Origin of the sequence: Neoroseomonas lacus, from assembly GCF_014644535.1 — a bacterium.
In the GTDB taxonomy this organism is placed as follows: domain Bacteria; phylum Pseudomonadota; class Alphaproteobacteria; order Acetobacterales; family Acetobacteraceae; genus Neoroseomonas; species Neoroseomonas lacus.
Window position 1 is genome coordinate 158,873 of sequence record NZ_BMKW01000002.1, and the last position, 15,198, is coordinate 174,070.

The 15,198-nt window shown below is 69.3% G+C and carries 17 protein-coding genes; 11 read left to right on the forward strand and 6 right to left on the reverse strand.

What is annotated here, in order from left to right:
- Positions 1 to 76 precede the first annotated feature (76 nt).
- The 5 genes from IEY36_RS04130 to IEY36_RS04150 all read left to right on the forward strand — a co-directional run bounded on the left by IEY36_RS04130 (position 77) and on the right by IEY36_RS04150 (position 4,143).
- Positions 77 to 1,903, forward strand: coding sequence for an ABCB family ABC transporter ATP-binding protein/permease (locus IEY36_RS04130; RefSeq protein ID WP_188966094.1), 1,827 nt, complete (start codon positions 77 to 79; stop codon positions 1,901 to 1,903).
- A 72-nt stretch (positions 1,904 to 1,975) separates the two neighbouring features.
- A complete protein-coding gene (locus IEY36_RS04135; RefSeq protein ID WP_188965668.1) occupies positions 1,976 to 2,239 on the forward strand; it encodes a hypothetical protein in 264 nt (87 codons plus the stop codon).
- Complete coding sequence (locus IEY36_RS04140; RefSeq protein WP_188965669.1) at positions 2,236 to 2,616, forward strand: GFA family protein; 381 nt, start codon at positions 2,236 to 2,238, stop codon at positions 2,614 to 2,616. Before IEY36_RS04135 ends, IEY36_RS04140 begins: the two co-directional genes overlap by 4 nt.
- A gap of 115 nt (positions 2,617 to 2,731) precedes the next feature.
- Positions 2,732 to 3,025 (forward strand): 50S ribosomal protein L28, encoded by a 294-nt coding sequence (gene rpmB, locus IEY36_RS04145; RefSeq protein WP_188965670.1) that lies wholly within the window; start codon positions 2,732 to 2,734, stop codon positions 3,023 to 3,025.
- Between the two features lie 191 nt (positions 3,026 to 3,216).
- Positions 3,217 to 4,143 (forward strand): BKACE family enzyme, encoded by a 927-nt coding sequence (locus tag IEY36_RS04150; RefSeq protein WP_188965671.1) that lies wholly within the window; start codon positions 3,217 to 3,219, stop codon positions 4,141 to 4,143.
- A 400-nt stretch (positions 4,144 to 4,543) separates the two neighbouring features.
- Here IEY36_RS04150 and IEY36_RS04155 read toward each other — a convergent pair whose 3' ends face one another.
- Together IEY36_RS04155 and IEY36_RS04160 are read right to left on the reverse strand one after the other, a co-directional pair.
- Entirely contained in the window at positions 4,544 to 5,047 is a 504-nt protein-coding gene (locus tag IEY36_RS04155) for a type III secretion system chaperone family protein (RefSeq protein WP_188965672.1), read from the reverse strand.
- A 134-nt stretch (positions 5,048 to 5,181) separates the two neighbouring features.
- Entirely contained in the window at positions 5,182 to 5,472 is a 291-nt protein-coding gene (locus IEY36_RS04160) for an accessory factor UbiK family protein (RefSeq protein ID WP_188965673.1), read from the reverse strand.
- Positions 5,473 to 5,579: 107 nt separating this feature from the next.
- Here IEY36_RS04160 and rfaD point away from each other — a divergent pair, with 107 nt between their 5' ends.
- The 5 genes from rfaD (at position 5,580) to IEY36_RS04185 (ending at position 10,563) form a co-directional block, all read left to right on the forward strand.
- Positions 5,580 to 6,563, forward strand: a complete 984-nt coding sequence (gene rfaD, locus IEY36_RS04165) for an ADP-glyceromanno-heptose 6-epimerase (protein ID WP_188965674.1) — start codon at positions 5,580 to 5,582, stop codon at positions 6,561 to 6,563.
- Positions 6,563 to 7,366, forward strand: coding sequence for a prolipoprotein diacylglyceryl transferase (lgt, locus tag IEY36_RS04170; protein WP_188965675.1), 804 nt, complete (start codon positions 6,563 to 6,565; stop codon positions 7,364 to 7,366). The genes rfaD and lgt overlap by 1 nt, the downstream gene beginning before the upstream one ends.
- Positions 7,359 to 8,408, forward strand: coding sequence for a class I SAM-dependent methyltransferase (locus IEY36_RS04175; RefSeq protein WP_229681107.1), 1,050 nt, complete (start codon positions 7,359 to 7,361; stop codon positions 8,406 to 8,408). Before lgt ends, IEY36_RS04175 begins: the two co-directional genes overlap by 8 nt.
- Positions 8,408 to 9,181 (forward strand): peptidoglycan editing factor PgeF, encoded by a 774-nt coding sequence (gene pgeF / locus IEY36_RS04180; RefSeq protein ID WP_188965677.1) that lies wholly within the window; start codon positions 8,408 to 8,410, stop codon positions 9,179 to 9,181. Before IEY36_RS04175 ends, pgeF begins: the two co-directional genes overlap by 1 nt.
- Positions 9,182 to 9,570: 389 nt before the next feature.
- Positions 9,571 to 10,563 (forward strand): hypothetical protein, encoded by a 993-nt coding sequence (locus IEY36_RS04185; protein ID WP_188965678.1) that lies wholly within the window; start codon positions 9,571 to 9,573, stop codon positions 10,561 to 10,563.
- 33 nt (positions 10,564 to 10,596) lie between these two features.
- Here the strand turns inward: IEY36_RS04185 and cobT are convergent, their stop codons facing one another.
- The 4 genes from cobT to IEY36_RS04205 are packed head-to-tail and all read right to left on the reverse strand — an operon-like array spanning position 10,597 to position 14,720.
- Complete coding sequence (gene cobT / locus IEY36_RS04190; RefSeq protein WP_188965679.1) at positions 10,597 to 12,471, reverse strand: cobaltochelatase subunit CobT; 1,875 nt, start codon at positions 12,469 to 12,471, stop codon at positions 10,597 to 10,599.
- A complete protein-coding gene (locus IEY36_RS04195; RefSeq protein ID WP_188965680.1) occupies positions 12,468 to 13,097 on the reverse strand; it encodes a glutathione S-transferase family protein in 630 nt (209 codons plus the stop codon). Before IEY36_RS04195 ends, cobT begins: the two co-directional genes overlap by 4 nt.
- Positions 13,098 to 13,100: 3 nt before the next feature.
- Positions 13,101 to 14,105 (reverse strand): cobaltochelatase subunit CobS, encoded by a 1,005-nt coding sequence (cobS, locus tag IEY36_RS04200; protein ID WP_188965681.1) that lies wholly within the window; start codon positions 14,103 to 14,105, stop codon positions 13,101 to 13,103.
- Between the two features lie 57 nt (positions 14,106 to 14,162).
- Positions 14,163 to 14,720 carry a J domain-containing protein gene (locus tag IEY36_RS04205; RefSeq protein WP_229681109.1) on the reverse strand — a complete coding sequence of 186 codons (558 nt, stop codon included), beginning with the start codon at positions 14,718 to 14,720 and terminating at the stop codon, positions 14,163 to 14,165.
- A 140-nt stretch (positions 14,721 to 14,860) separates the two neighbouring features.
- On the opposite strand from IEY36_RS04205, the gene IEY36_RS04210 reads away from it, so the two are divergent.
- Positions 14,861 to 15,142, forward strand: a complete 282-nt coding sequence (locus IEY36_RS04210; RefSeq protein ID WP_188965683.1) for a BolA family protein — start codon at positions 14,861 to 14,863, stop codon at positions 15,140 to 15,142.
- Positions 15,143 to 15,198: the final 56 nt, after the last annotated feature.

The following is a 15,198-nucleotide window of genomic DNA, read 5'->3' on the forward strand; positions in this document are numbered from 1 at the left end:
GGCGGGTCCCGACCGGAGTCCGAAACGCGTGCCCTCAGCAAAGCCTGCCGCCGGCGACAACCATGTCCGCGCCCTGATGCGCCTGGCCCCCTATCTGTGGCCGAAGGGGGAGGTGGAGCTGCGCATCCGCGTCGTCGCCGCGCTGCTGCTGCTGGCCGCGGCCAAGGCGGCGAATGTGCTGGTGCCGATGGTCTATGCCCATGCGGTCGATGCGCTGGCGCCGAAATCCGGCGTCGGCGCGGCCGTCACCGTGCCGGTCGCACTCCTGCTCGGCTACGGAATCCTGCGCGTGATGTCCTCGCTGCTCGGGGAAATGCGCAACGCCGTCTTCGCCAAGGTGCAGGCGCGCGCCGGCCGCCGCGTCGCGCTGATGGTGTTCGAACACCTGCACGCGCTGTCGATGCGCTTCCACATGGACCGCGCCACCGGCGGCCTGTCGCGGGTGATCGAGCGGGGCGTACGCGGCATCGCCACCTCGCTGAACTTCCTGCTGTTCAACATCATCCCGACCATCGTCGAGATCCTGTTCGTCGCGGCCATCCTGTGGTGGATGTTCGCCGTGTCCTTCGCGCTGACCATGGTCGGCACCATCGTCGCCTATGTCGCCTTCACCCTCACCTTCACCAACTGGCGCCTGGCGTTCCGCCGCACGATGAACCAGGTGGATGAGGAGGCGAACACCAAGGCGGTGGACAGCCTGCTGAACTACGAGACGGTCAAGTATTTCGGCAATGAGGCGCATGAGGCGCACCGCTACGAGGACAGCCTGACGCGCTACGAACGCGCCTATGTGCGGTCCGAGACGACGCTGAACATGCTGAATGCCGGCCAGGCCTTCATCATGGCGGTCGGGCTGACGGTGACGATGCTGCTGGCCGGCTCTGGCATCGCCGCCGGCACCATGACGGTGGGTGACCTGGTGATGGTCAACACCTACCTCATCCAGCTGTACCTGCCGCTCAACATCCTCGGTTTCGCCTATCGCGAGATCAAGCAGGGGCTGACCGACATGGAGCAGATGTTCGGCCTGCTCGAAGTCCCGCCCGAGGTGCGCGACGCCCCCGATGCCGTGCCCCTGGCGCGTGGCGCCGGCGAGATCCGCTTCGACGATGTCCGCTTCGGCTACCGGCCCAACCGCGAGATCCTCAAGGGTGTCTCCTTCACCGTCCCGCCGGGGCGGATGCTGGCCATCGTCGGCCCGACCGGCGCGGGCAAATCCACCGTCTCCCGCCTGCTGTTCCGCTTCTATGACGTGACCGGCGGCGCCGTCTCGGTCGATGGCCAGGATGTGCGCGGCGTGACGCAATCCAGCCTGCGCCACGCGATCGGCGTGGTGCCGCAGGACACCGTGCTGTTCAACGACACCATCCGCTACAACATCGCCTATGGCCGCCCCGGCGCCACCGATGAGGAAGTGGAGGCCGCCGCCCGCGCCGCCCAGGTCCACGACTTCGTCCTCCGCCTGCCCGAGGGCTACGCCACCCGCGTGGGCGAACGCGGCCTGAAGCTGTCCGGCGGGGAGAAGCAGCGTGTGGCGATCGCGCGCACCATCCTCAAGGACCCGCGTATCCTCATCCTCGACGAAGCCACCAGCGCGCTCGACACCCGCACCGAGCAGGAGATCCAGACCGCCCTGCGCGACGTCTCGCGCAACCGCACCACGCTGGTCATCGCCCACCGCCTGTCCACCGTGGTCGAGGCGGATGAGATCATCGTCCTGCAGGATGGCCGCATCGCCGAACGCGGCACCCATGCCAGCCTGATCGCCGCCGACGGCCTGTATGCGGAGATGTGGCGCCGCCAGGCCCAGGCCGTCGCCGCCGCCGAAGCCGCCGCCCGCGCCCAGGCCGAGGCAGATCTCGACCGCCCCCGCGCCGATCGGCTCGGCGAGAGCGTCGGCTAGAAGCCGCGGCCGGGGGTTACACCCCGGCGCCCCCGTTCCAATCTTCAACAGTCACTCAATGGAGTACGCCGCATGCAGCAGGACCCCGCGGACATGACCCCGGAGGATCTGAGCCACGCCGGTTCGGTCGTAGACAAGGCGATCGAGTACATGATGGAACAGCAGATCGCGCCGATCTCCATCGCCTCCGCTCTGCTGGGCGGCGCGCTTGGCCTGCTGGCGCGCACCATGGACGACCGCGCGGTCGCCTCGGTGCTGCGCAACGCGCTCGCCTCCGTCGAAAGCGGCGAATTGAACGAAGCGCGCCAGCCGCCGGGCGACACGCGCCCGGCGTGACCGCCGCCGCCCACATCGCCGCCTGTGCCTGCGGGCAGTTGCGGGCTGAATGTCGTGGCGAGCGTCGCCTGGTCTCGCTGTGCCATTGCCTCGATTGCCAGCGCCGCACCGGCAGCGCCTTCGGCATCGCCGCCTTTTTCGGGCGGGACGATGTGACCAACGAAGGCCGGGCCAGCGCCTGCATCCGGCGCGGCGACAGCGGCCATGCGCTGCGCTTCCATTTCTGCCCCGATTGTGGCTCGACGGTCTTCTGGGAGCCGGAACGGCGCCCCGGTGACCTCGCCGTCGCGGTCGGTGCCTTCGCCGATCCGGGCTTTCCCGCCCCGGCGAAAAGCGTGTTCGAACACCGGCGCCACCCCTGGATCCAGAGGCCATAAGAAGCCGTCACGGACTTGACGCGGCGGCCCGTCTGGGCCAAAAGCCGCGCCTTCCTCATTTCCACCCGCGTGCGGGGTTTCCCTCGCGCGCCCTGATCGTTTCGGGAATACCACCATGGCCCGCCGCTGCGGCATCACCGGCAAGGGCGTCCTGACGGGCAACAACGTCAGCCACGCCAACAACAAGACCCGCCGGCGCTTCCTGCCCAACCTGCAGGAAACCTCCTTCTGGTCCGACGTGCTCGCCGCCCAGGTGCAGATGCGCCTGACGACGAACGGCATCCGCACGATCGAACACAATGGCGGTCTCGATAGCTTCCTGCTCGGCACGCCCGATCGGCGCCTGCCGGTGGAAGCCATCACCCTCAAGCGCCGTATCGAGCGCGCCAAGGCAAAGAAGGCGGCCTGATCCGGGCCGCGGGGCCTTCGGGTCCCGCCGGTCCGGCGCAGGCGCAAGCCTCATGCCGGGAACTGACAAAGGCGGCATCCCTCGGGATGACCGCCTTTTTTCTTGCCCGGACACCTGGCCAAGGGCGGCGCCGCCCCTTCCGGGATGACGCCCCAGGGGGCAGGATCGGCCCTCTCGCGGAGGAAACCGTCATGTCCAAGGTCATCATCTCCTGCGCCGTCACCGGCGCGATCCACACCCCGTCCATGTCGGACCACCTGCCGATCACGCCGCAGCAGATCGCCGAACAGTCGATCGCCGCCGCCGAGGCGGGTGCGGCCATCATCCACCTGCATGCGCGCGACCCGATCGACGGCCGCCCGACGCCCGACCCGGCGGTGTTCATGCAGTTCCTGCCCGTCATCAAGCAGTCCACCGACGCGGTCATCAACATCACCACCGGCGGCGGCCTCGGCATGTCGCTCGACGAACGCTTGGCGGCGCCGCTGCAGGCCAAGCCGGAGATGTGCAGCCTCAACATGGGCTCGATGAACTTCAACATCGCGCCTTCCGCCGCGCGGGTGAAGAAGTTCAAGTACGACTGGGAAAAGCCCTATCTTGAAGGCACCACCAACTACATCTTCCGCAACACCTTCCAAGACATCGAGCAAGTCGTCGAACGGCTAGGCAAGGCGCACGGCACGCGCTTCGAGTTCGAGTGCTACGACATCGGCCACCTCTACAACCTGGCCCATATGCTGGACCGCAAGGTGGTCGAGCCGCCGCTGTTCACCCAGACCATCTTCGGCATCCTCGGCGGCATCGGCGCCGAGCACCGCAACCTGATGTTCATGAAGGAGACGGCCGACCGGCTGTTCGGCAAGGACTACGTCTGGTCCGTGCTCGCCGCCGGGCGCAACCAGATGCCCTTCGTGACCATGGCGGGCATGATGGGCGGCAATGTCCGCGTCGGGCTGGAGGACAGCCTGTGGATCGGCAAGGGGCAGGCCGCGACGTCGAACGCGCAGCAGGTAGCGAAGATCCGCCGCATCCTCGAGGAACTGAGCCTCGAGATCGCATCGCCCGCCGAGGCACGCGAGATACTGAAGCTGAAGGGCGGGGATCTCGTCGGGTTCTGACGCGGGCAAGGGGAAGGTCGAGGGGCGCTGCCCCTCGAGCTTCCCGGCAGGAAACTCAGTTTGCGCAGGTTGTGACGGTCGAGGGGCGCTGCCCCTCGAGCACCCCGGCAGGAAACTCAGTTTCCTGCACCTTCGGGCGATTTCTGCGAAATCGATGCGCCCTCAGTGCCCCGGGCCGACCAGCGTCACCTCGGTGCGCCGTTTCCGGCCCCGCCCTTCCTCCATGGTTTCCGCCGCAGCCGGCTTGGCCGGGATACCGACGACTGCCGGCTGTCGTCATCGCCCTCTATGACGGCGATAATCCGCGTCGCGTCGCCATCCGGCGCAGCCTGACGCCAAGCCGGGAGACCAATCAGGGCGGCACCGGAACGAGCCGTGTGCCGCAGACCGCAAAAACCTGTCAGGCCTCGCCGACGCAATCCAGCATCGACGCCGCCAGCGCCTCCGCCGGCGCCTTGCCGCCCCACAGCACGAACTGGAACGCCGGGAAGAAGCGCTCGCATTCCGTGATGGCGATATCCACCATGTCCTCGAGGCTCTCGGCACTCGCCCCCTGCGCGCCGCGCAGCAGCACGGAATGGCGGAACACCGGCACCCCATCCTCGGCTTCGATGCCGAAATGACCGATCCACAGCCGGTCATTGGCCAGCGCCAGCAGCTCATAGAGCTTGTCGCGCGCTTCCGCCGGCACCTTCAGGTCGAAGGCGCAGGTGAAGGCCATGGCGCTGATCTCATGCGACCAGGAGAAATGTAGGCCGTAATCGCACCATTTCCCGGGAGCCTCGGCCGCCATCTCCCCATCGGAACGGCGCTCGAAAGCCCATTCATTGGAGGCGATGATCTGCTCGAGGATGTCCAACGGGTTGGTCGCGCGATCGCGGTCCAACTGGAGAGAGGCGGACATGCGGCACCTCCTTGCCATGAGGCACCGCCCGAGGCCCACAAGATGTGGGGGGCGAATCGGGCGGGCGACAACTAATGGCAGACTACGCAGACGCGAAATGACGCTGCAAGCCCGCTGCGGTTGCAAAGCCTTCTTCAGCTTTCGGGTGAGCTGTCCGAGCCAGCCTCAAGCGCGGCAAGCCGCTCCTCCAGCGCGGCGACCCGGGCCTCCAGGGTTTCCGCCTGCTCGCGCGCTCGCCGGGCGACCTCCATCGCTGCGTCCAGTTCGTCCCGCTTCACCAGGTCGAGCTTGCGCACCAGCGCCTCGGTCTGGGACTTCGCCATCTGTTCGGCCTCGGTACGCATCCCGGCGAGCACCGAAAAGGCACCCCCGGCCATGCCCGCAAGGTCGTCCATGAACTTTGTGCGACCGTCATCACCAGCCATTGGGTGCTCTCCTGTCATGCCCGTTTGCTTGCCGGGCCGTCCCACCGGGGCCTATACCCCCCGCGCCCCTGCCTCAAGCGCGAGGGCTGCAACGGGACCAGCTGACCATGCATATTGTGACCGGCGGGGCCGGATTCATCGGCTCGAATCTGGTTGCCGCGCTGTGCGCTCGTGGCGTGGAAGTGGTGGTGGTCGACCGCCTGCGCCAGGGTGTGAAGTGGCGCAACCTCGCCAAACACCCGATCGCGGCCATCGTCGCCCCCGATGACCTGCCCGGGTTCCTCGCCAAGGCGCCGCCGGTCAGGGCGCTGTTCCACATGGGCGCGATCAGCGCCACCACCGAGACCGATGGCGACCTCGTCGCCGCCACCAACATCGCCCTGCCGCAGATGCTGTGGGACTGGTGTGCCGGCGCCGGCGTCCCCTTCATCTATGCCTCCTCGGCGGCGACCTACGGCGATGGCAGCGAGGGCTTCGACGACGATTTGCGCGTCGAGGCGCTGGCAAAGCTGCGCCCGCTCAACCTCTATGGCTGGTCGAAACTCGCCTTCGACCGGCGCGTGGCGCAGATGCTCGCCCTCGGCCATCGCCGGCCGCCGCACTGGGCGGGGCTGCGTTTCTTCAACGTCTATGGCCCGAATGAGCACCACAAGGGCCGCATGGCCTCCGTCGTGCTGCACAAATACAGGCAGATCATGGCCGGCGACCCGGCCACGCTGTTCGCCTCCGACCGCCCGGGGATCGCCGATGGCGACCAGCAGCGCGACTTCGTGCATGTGAATGACTGTGTCGCGGCGATGCTCTGGCTCGCGCGCAACCCCCAGGCCGCGGGGCTGTACAATATCGGCTCCGGCCAGGCGCGCAGCTTCCTCGACCTGACGCGGGCGATCTACGCGGCGCTCGGCCGAAACGCCGATATCCGCTTCATCCCGATGCCCGATGACCTCAAGGGCAAGTACCAGTATTTCACCGAGGCGCGGATGGACCGCCTGCGCGGCGCCGGCTTCGACCACCCGCCGACATCGATCGAGGACGGCGTCCGCTCCTACGTCCAGGACGTGCTGATGAACGCCGAGGACCCTTACGCCTGATGCTCTTCGCCATCCCTTTCCCGATGATCGACCCGGTGCTGATCCAGGTCGGGCCGCTCGCCATCCGCTGGTATGCGCTGGCCTATATCGCCGGCATAGTCATCGGCTGGCGGCTCGCCCGCGGGCTGGTGCAGCGCACGCCGGCCGTCGCCACCGCCGAACAGGTGGATGACTACGTCACCTGGGTGACGCTCGGCATCATCCTCGGCGGGCGGCTCGGCTATGTGCTGTTCTACCGGCCCGGCTACTACATCACCGCGCCGTGGGAGGCGCTGGCGGTCTGGCATGGCGGCATGTCGTTCCATGGCGGCGCGCTCGGCGTCATCATCGCCACCTATGTCTATTGCCGCCGCACCGCGATCGACTGGGTGGCCTTCGGGGACCGCATCGTCTGCGTCGTGCCGGTCGGCTTGTTCTTCGGCCGCATCGCCAATTTCATCAATGGCGAGCTGTGGGGCCGCGTCGCCCCGGATGTGCCATGGGCCATGGTGTTCCCGACCGGCGGGCCGGAGCCGCGCCACCCCTCGCAGCTGTACCAGGCCGGGATGGAGGGCATCTGCCTCTTCGTCCTGCTGATGAGCCTCGCCAGCAGCGAGCGCCTGCGCGCCCGGCGCGGCTTCCTCGCTGGCGTCTTCCTCGCCGGCTATGGCGTGGCACGCATCATCGGCGAGTTCTTCCGCCAGCCAGATGCGCATCTCGGCTTCCTCTTCGCCGGCGCGACCATGGGGCAGTTGCTGTCGCTGCCGATGATCCTGGTCGGCGCTTGGCTGATCCTACGGACCAAGCCCCAGAGCCATGCCTGACGCGCCTGCCGGCATGACGCCTGACGACGCGCCTGCCGGCGCGATGCCGGAGCGCCTCGACCGCTTCATGGCCCGCGCCGCCGCCGCCTATTACGCCCGGCGCCAGGCCTTCGGCGCCTCCGGCGACTTCATCACCGCCCCCGAGATGACCCAGGCCTTCGGCGAATGCCTCGGCCTCTGGGCGGCGATCGCCTGGCAGGCGATGGGCAAGCCCGACCCGCTGCTGCTGGTCGAACTCGGCCCCGGCCGCGGCACGCTGATGGCCGATGCGCTGCGCTCCCTCGCCGAGATGGTCCCGGAGTGCCGCGCCGCCCTGCGCGTCCATCTCGTCGAGACCTCCCCCCGCCTGCGCGCCCTCCAGGCCGAGCGCCTCGGCCCCGCCGTCGCCGCCTGGCATGACGACATCACCACCCTGCCGCCAGGTCCGGCCATCGTCATCGGCAATGAATTCCTCGACGCCCTGCCGATCCGCCAGTTCATCCGCCGCGACGGCAACTGGCTGGAACGCTTCGTCCAGGCCGGCGCCTTCGTCGAGGCGCCCGCCATCGACGCCCCACCCCTGCCCGAACCGGCTGAGGACGGCGCCACCCAGGAGGTGAACGAAGCGGCCCGCGCGGTCACCGCCGCACTGGCCGCCCGCCTGGCCAGCCAGGGCGGTGCCGCGCTGTTCCTCGACTACGGCCCGGCCGAATCCGGCTTCGGGGACAGTCTCCAGGCCATGGCGGCGCATGGCGTGGCGGACCCGCTCGGCCCGGCCGGGACGGCCGACATCACCGCCCATGTCGATTTCGCCGCCCTGGCCACCGCCGCCCGCGCCGCCGGCGCGACGGTGCAGGGGCCGCTGCCGCAGGGCGTGTTTCTCGGCCGGCTCGGACTGTTCTCCCGCGCGGCCATCCTCGCGCGGCTCGACCCGCGTGGGGCGACACGCCACCTCGCCGCCGCCCAGCGCCTTACCGCCCCCGAACATATGGGCCGGCTGTTCAAGGCGCTTTGCCTCTGCCATCCCAGCCTGCCGACCCTGCCCGGCTTCGAGGAATCCTGATGGCCGAATTCGTCACCGCCGAATCCCTCGCCGGCCTGCCCGGCCTGGCCCATGGCTTCTTCACTCGCCGCGGCGGCGTCTCCGCCGGGCCCTTCGCCGCGCTGAACTGCTCGCTATCGGGCAAGGACGACGCCGATGCAGTGCGCGAGAACCGCCGCCGCGCCGCCGATGCCCTCGGCGTCCCGGCCACCGCCCTGGCCGGGCTGACCCAGGTGCACGGCATCGATGTTGCCGTGCTCGACACCCCCTGGCCGGAGAATGACCGCCCCGTCGCCGATGCGCTGGTGACGCGCCGGCCGGGCCTCGCCCTTGGCGTCGTCACCGCCGATTGCGCGCCGGTGCTGTTCGCCGATGCCGAATCGGGCGTGATCGGCGCCGCCCATGCCGGCTGGCGCGGCGCCGTCGCCGGCGTGCTGGAAGCCACCATCGCGGCGATGGAAGCCCTCGGCGCTCGGCGCGGGCGCATCGTCACCGCCGTCGGCCCCTGCATCCGCCAACCGTCCTATGAAGTCGCCGCCGACCTGCGCGACGCCGTGCTCGCCCGTGACCCCGCCGATGCTCGCTTCTTCGCCGATGGCGTGCGGGAAGGGCGCTGGCAATTCGACCTCGCCGGCTATTGCGCGGCGCGGCTCACCGCCGCGGGCGTCGCCGCCGAAGTCACCCCGCACGACACCCTCGCCCTGGAAGACGCCTTCTTCAGCCATCGCCGGCGCACTCTGGCGGGCGGCGGGCCGATCGGGCATCAATTGTCATCGATCGTGATCGGCGGCTAAGGCGGTTTCCCAAGGCCGGAACCGCTCCGGCCTTCATGCCGCGCACATCTTCACCCCGCGGGTGATTCCACCCGGGCAGGATCTGCTCTAAGCATCGCCCGCCCCATCAGGCACAGCCGGACCAGCGCCATGCCCTATCTCTACATGCTCGGCCTGCTGACCTTGTTGACCCTGCTCGCGACCTGCGCCGCGATGATCTAGCGCGACTCGCTGGCACCGGGACGGAAGCGGGGACGCCCATGGTGTCCTGCCCGCGACGTTCGCTGGATGTCCCGCGAACCGAACGGACAAGCAGGCCACTGAAGACACAGGCTCATGGCCTGACAACGACGTCCCGAGGACGCCGGGATCAGGCCAAGAGCGAACGACTTATCGGAGTGCCGCGGCCCATGACCCTGTCCTTCCGCGCCTTGCGCGGCGCCGCCCTAGCGCTGATCCTCGCCTTGCCGGCCTGCGGCGACCTGCCGCAGCCTTTTCGCGGCAATCCGGGCGGCCAGGCGGCGCAGTTGGCCGCCCCGCCGGCCTATCGCCTGGCGGTGCCCAAGCCGGCCGGCGCCCTGCTCGGCGACGCCCAAGCCCAGGGCTTCGCCGAGGCGCTCTCAGCCGCCCTGCTGACCGCCGAGGTGCCGGCCTCCGTCACCGACCCCCTGCCGCTCGACTGGCGCCTGACCATCGAGGCGACGACGCAGGGCAATGCCGTGGTGCCCCGCTACACCCTCACCGACCCGGATGGCCGCCAGCAGGGGGCAACGCTCGGCTCGCGCATCCCGGCGCGCGACTGGTCCGACGCCAGCCCCGAAGTGCTCGCCCGTGTCGCCCGCGACGCCGCGCCGCGCATCGCCGACCTGCTGTTGCGGGCCGAGGCGGCGCTGAAGGGCAACGACCCGGCCGCCCTGCTCGCCCATGGCCCGCCGCGCATATATGTGCCGATGGTCCGCGGCGCCCCCGGGGACGGCAACCAGGCGCTCACCGCCAACATTCGCGCGGCGCTGGCCCAACAGGGCATGCTGGTACAGGACACCACCCAGGGCGCGCGCTTCGCCGTCACCGGCCAGGTCGATGTGGTGAACCAGCCCGGCAACCGGTCGCAACGGGTGGAACTGCTGTGGACCATCTCCCGCCAGGACGGGCACGATCTCGGCCGGGTGCTGCAGCTCAATGAAGTGCCGGTCGGCGTGCTCGACCGTTTCTGGGGCGATGTCGCCTACGCCGCGGCGACTGAGGCCGCAGGCGGCGTGCAGACCGTGGTGCGCAATGCCGGTGGCTTCCCGACGGCGCCGGGCACCGCCGCGGCCGGCACGGCCCCGCAGCCGGGCCAGGGGCTGACCCTGCCGCGCGACGGCAACGCCCTGCCGGCGCCGCAGCCCGCCGCCGCGAATTGACCGGAAGGGAGGGGCGCGCGGCCCCTCCGCCCCTCACACCAGGACGGGCGCCCGCTCCGCGGCGGCGCGCTGCCACGCCTCGGCGGCATCCTCGTCGAACAGTTCGGCGAGCTTCTTCATCATGGTGCCGCCCAACTCCTCGGCATCCACGATCGTCACCGCGCGACGGTAATACCGCGTCACGTCATGCCCGATGCCGATGGCGATCAGCTCGACCTGGTTCCGCCCCTCGATCTCATGGATCACCTTGCGCAGGTGGCGTTCGAGGTAATTGCCCGGATTGACCGACAGCGTGCTGTCATCGACCGGCGCGCCGTCGGAAATCACCATCAGGATGCGCCGATGCTCGGGCCGCGGCAGCAGCCGCTTGTAGGCCCATTCCAGCGCCTCGCCGTCGATGTTCTCCTTGAGCAACCCCTCGCGCAGCATCAGCCCGAGATTCTTGCGCGCCCGCCGCCACGGCGCATCGGCCGCCTTGTAGATGACGTGGCGCAAATCGTTCAGCCGCCCCGGATTGCGCGGCTTGCCTTCCTGCACCCAACGCTCGCGGGACTGCCCGCCCTTCCAGGCACGCGTGGTGAAGCCGAGGATCTCGGTCTTGACCGCGCAGCGTTCCAGCGTGCGCGCCAGGATGTCGCAGCACATCGCCGCGACGGTGATCGGCCGCCCGCGCATCGAGCCCGAATTGTCAATCAGCAGGGAGACGACGGTGTCGCGGAAATCCGTCTCGCGCTCGCGCTTGTAGGACAGCGCATGCATCGGGTTGGTCACCACGCGGGTCAGCCGCGCCGCGTCCAGCATGCCTTCCTCAAGGTCGAAATCCCACGCCCGCTGCTGCTGCGCCAACAAGCGCCGCTGCAGCCGGTTCGCCAGCTTCGACACCACGCCCTGCAGATGCGACAGCTGCTGGTCGAGCTGCTGGCGCAGCCGGTTCAGCTCATCCGGGTCGCACAGATCCTCGGCCGAAACAATCTCGTCGAACTGCCCGGTGAAGGCGTGGTAGCGCGTGGTGTCGTCGACCTGCGGCACCTCGCGGCGCTGCTGCGGGCCGCCGGGCTTGTCGTCGCCATCGGCCGCGGCGCCGTCCTCCTCGGTCTCCTCGCCTTCTTCCTCGGCGGCCTCGCCCTGCATCTGCTCGGGCTGGGCGCCGAGCATCTGCTCCTCCTGCTCGGACTGGGACTGGCCTTCGCCGGACTGGTCCTGCTGCGGGCTGCTCTCGCCGCCCTCCTCGCCTTCCTCGTCCTGCTGCTCGGATTCGGCCTCGACCTCGGCTTCGGCGAGATCCAGAGCGGTCAGCAGCTTGCGTGCCGCCTTGGCGAAGGCGGTCTGGTCCTCGGCGGAGGTCGCCATCTCGGCGAGCGCCTCATCCGCCTTCTCGCCCAGCGTGTCGCGCCACAGATCGAGCACCCGATGGGCGATCTCGGGGGCCGGTTCGCCGGACAGCCTCTCGCGCGCCAGCATGGCCAGCGCCGCGGGCAGCGGCAGCTGGTCCTTGCGCGTCATGCGATCGTAGCCCTCGGCCTCGCATTCCTCGGTCAGCTTGGCGCGCAAATTGGCCGCGACGCCGGACATGTGCTTGGAGCCGACCGCCTCGACGCGTACCTGCTCCAACGCGTCGAACACTTCCCGCGCCTCGCGCCTGCCGGGGATGCGGCTGGCATGCAGGGATTCGTCGTGGTGGCGCAGCCGCAGGGCGGCGGCGTCCGCCGCACCGCGCAGCTTGGCCATCTCGGCCGCCGGCAGCGCCCGCGTCGGCAGCGGCAGGCGCACGCGCTTGCCGGCAACGCCGGACGGGCCGGGCTGGAACGCCACCTGCACCTCGGGGTCGGCATGCGCGATGGCGCGCAGGGCGCCGGCGGTGGCGCGCTTGAATTCTTCCTGACGGGTCAGGTCCTGCTTGCCGCTCATGCGGGCGCCTTCATGGCAAGGGCGCGCTGGCGCGCCGGGCGGGCGTTGATCGCCCCAATATAGCGGGCAAGCACCGGGGAAGGCTGGATCAGGCCGAACATCGCCATATAGGCGAGCAGACCACCAACCGTGAGGTCCGCAGCGGTGAATCGGTTGCCGACCAGCCAGTCGCGGCCGTCGAGCGCGCCCTCGATCCGCGCCAGGACCGTCGGCAGGTCGGGCCAGCCGAGCGCCATGGGCGGCGCCGGCTTGGCGCGCGGGAAGGCGGCATCCGCCATGGCGGGTTCGGCCACGCCGGGCCCATAGGCCATCCAGAACTGATAGGCGGCGCGCTCAGGCGTGCCGATCGTCGGCGCCAGGCCGGCCTCGGGGCACAGATCCGCGACATAGGCGGCAATCGCGACCGCCTCCGTCACCACCACATTCCACGACCCGTCCGGCCCGCGATCGACCAGCGCCGGCAGCTTCCCGGCCGGGTTTACCGCCAGGAAGCCCGGCGCCTTGTGCGTGCCGGCCTCAAGGTCGTGCCACTGCACCTCATAAGGCGCAGACGCCTCTTCGAGCAGCCAGAGGCTGCCCATGGACCGTGACTTCGGCGCGTGGTGGAGAAGGAAGCGCGGCGCCATGCCTCACCCCGCCTTGCGCAGCAGCCCCGTCGAGACTTCCTCGTTGAAGCAGCGCTGGTAGTACTCGGCCACCGTCGAGCGCTCCGCCTCGTCACACTTGTTGAGGAAGGTCAGCCGGAAGGCAAAGCCGATATCGCCAAAGATGCGCGCATTGTCGGCCCAGGTGATGACCGTGCGCGGCGACATGACGGTCGAGATGTCACCGGCGATGAAGCCGGCGCGGGTCAGGTCGGCCAGGGCCACCATCGCCTCGACCTGCTTCTTCATCTTCGGGTCGCCCTCGGCGCCCATCTTCGCCAGCACGATGTCGGTTTCCTGCTTGTGCGGCAGGTAGTTCAGCGTGGCGACGATAGACCAGCGATCCATCTGGCCCTGATTGATCTGCTGCGTGCCGTGATACAGGCCCGTCGTGTCGCCCAGGCCGACCGTGTTGGCGGTCGAGAACAGGCGGAAATACGGGTTCGGCCGGATCACCTTGTTCTGGTCGAGTAGGGTGAGCTTGCCCTCGACCTCCAGCACGCGCTGGATCACGAACATCACGTCCGGGCGGCCGGCATCGTATTCGTCGAACACCAGCGCGCAGGGGTGCTGCAGCGCCCAGGGCAGGATGCCTTCGCGGAATTCCGTGACCTGCTTGCCGTCCTTGAGGACGATCGCGTCCTTGCCGATCAGGTCGATGCGCGAGATGTGGCTGTCGAGGTTCACGCGGATGCAGGGCCAGTTCAGCCGCGCGGCCACCTGCTCGATGTGCGTCGACTTGCCGGTGCCGTGGTAGCCCTGGATCATCACGCGCCGGTTGAAGGCGAAGCCCGCGAGGATGGCGAGCGTCGTCTCCTTGTCGAAGCGGTAGGTGTTGTCGATCTCCGGCACGTGCTCGGTGCGGATCGAGAACGCCGGGACATCCATGTCGATGTCGACGCCGAACACCTCGCGCGCCTTCACAGTGATGTCCGGGGCCTCGATGGCCGAGGTCGGGCGGATTTCGGAAATCTGGGCAACCTTGTTCATCGCAAGTCCGGTTCCGTGACGGTCGAGGGACATACTAGGAGGGGTCGGGCAATCCCGCTACCCGGCCGCGGCAGCTTCCGGCTGGGCTGGCGCAGCCGCACGGGGCGGAACCCGGCGCTTGAGCAGACTATACGCCCGATTGATGTCCTTGAGCTTTTCTTCTGCAGCCCGGTCACCGCCGGTCGCATCCGGGTGGTAGCGCTTGGCCAACTCCTTGTAGCGGCTGCGCAAATCCACCTGGTCGAGCGGCCAGACCAGTTCCAGCAGGTCGAGCGCGGCACGCAATTCGGGCGGCGCCTGGTTCTCCTCGCGCTGGCGGCGGCGCGGTGTCGGCGCTTCCTGCCCCAGCACGGAAAAAGGGTCGCGCAGCAGATCCGCGTCGAACCGCCCGGCGCCGCCGAGCCGCCCGAGCGGCCAGGACGGCCGCTGCCAGGAGCTGTCGGAGCGCAGCGCCTGCTCGATCTCGTTCGGCCCCATGCCTTTGTAATAGTCCCAGGCGGCGTTGTAGGCGCGCACATGCGGCAGGCAGAACCAGTGGAATTCGCGCAGGGTGCGGTCGCGCGGGGCACGGTACAGGCCGGCCTCGTCGCAGCCGGGATGCTCACAACGACGCATCGGTGCGCCGTCATCCACAGGTTCCGGCGCTGTCTTCCTGCCAGTTCGGCGCATCGGACCGTTATGGGTAGGCACGACACGTCACGCAAGCCAATGATGCCCCTTGGCAGCGCGGGCCAGAGGCGGGACAAGCGCGCATCATGACATCCCGCGCCGACCGCATCCGCACCACCCTCGAAACCGCCTTCGCCCCGGCGCAGGTCAGCGTCACCGATGACAGCCACCGCCATGCCGGCCATGCCGGGGCGCGGCCGGAAGGCGAGACGCATTTCTCGGTCGCCGTGATCTCGCCGGCCTTCGCCGGGCAGTCCCGCGTGGCGCGCTCGCGCGCCGTGCATGCGGCGCTGGCCGCGGAATTCGAGGGCGGCCTGCACGCGCTGGCGCTGCGCCTCGCCACGCCCGAGGAAGCGGCCAAAGCCTGAGAGTCCGGTCGGTAACACGCCTGCCGGCCTGTTTCCGGGCCGGCGCCGGAGTTTCC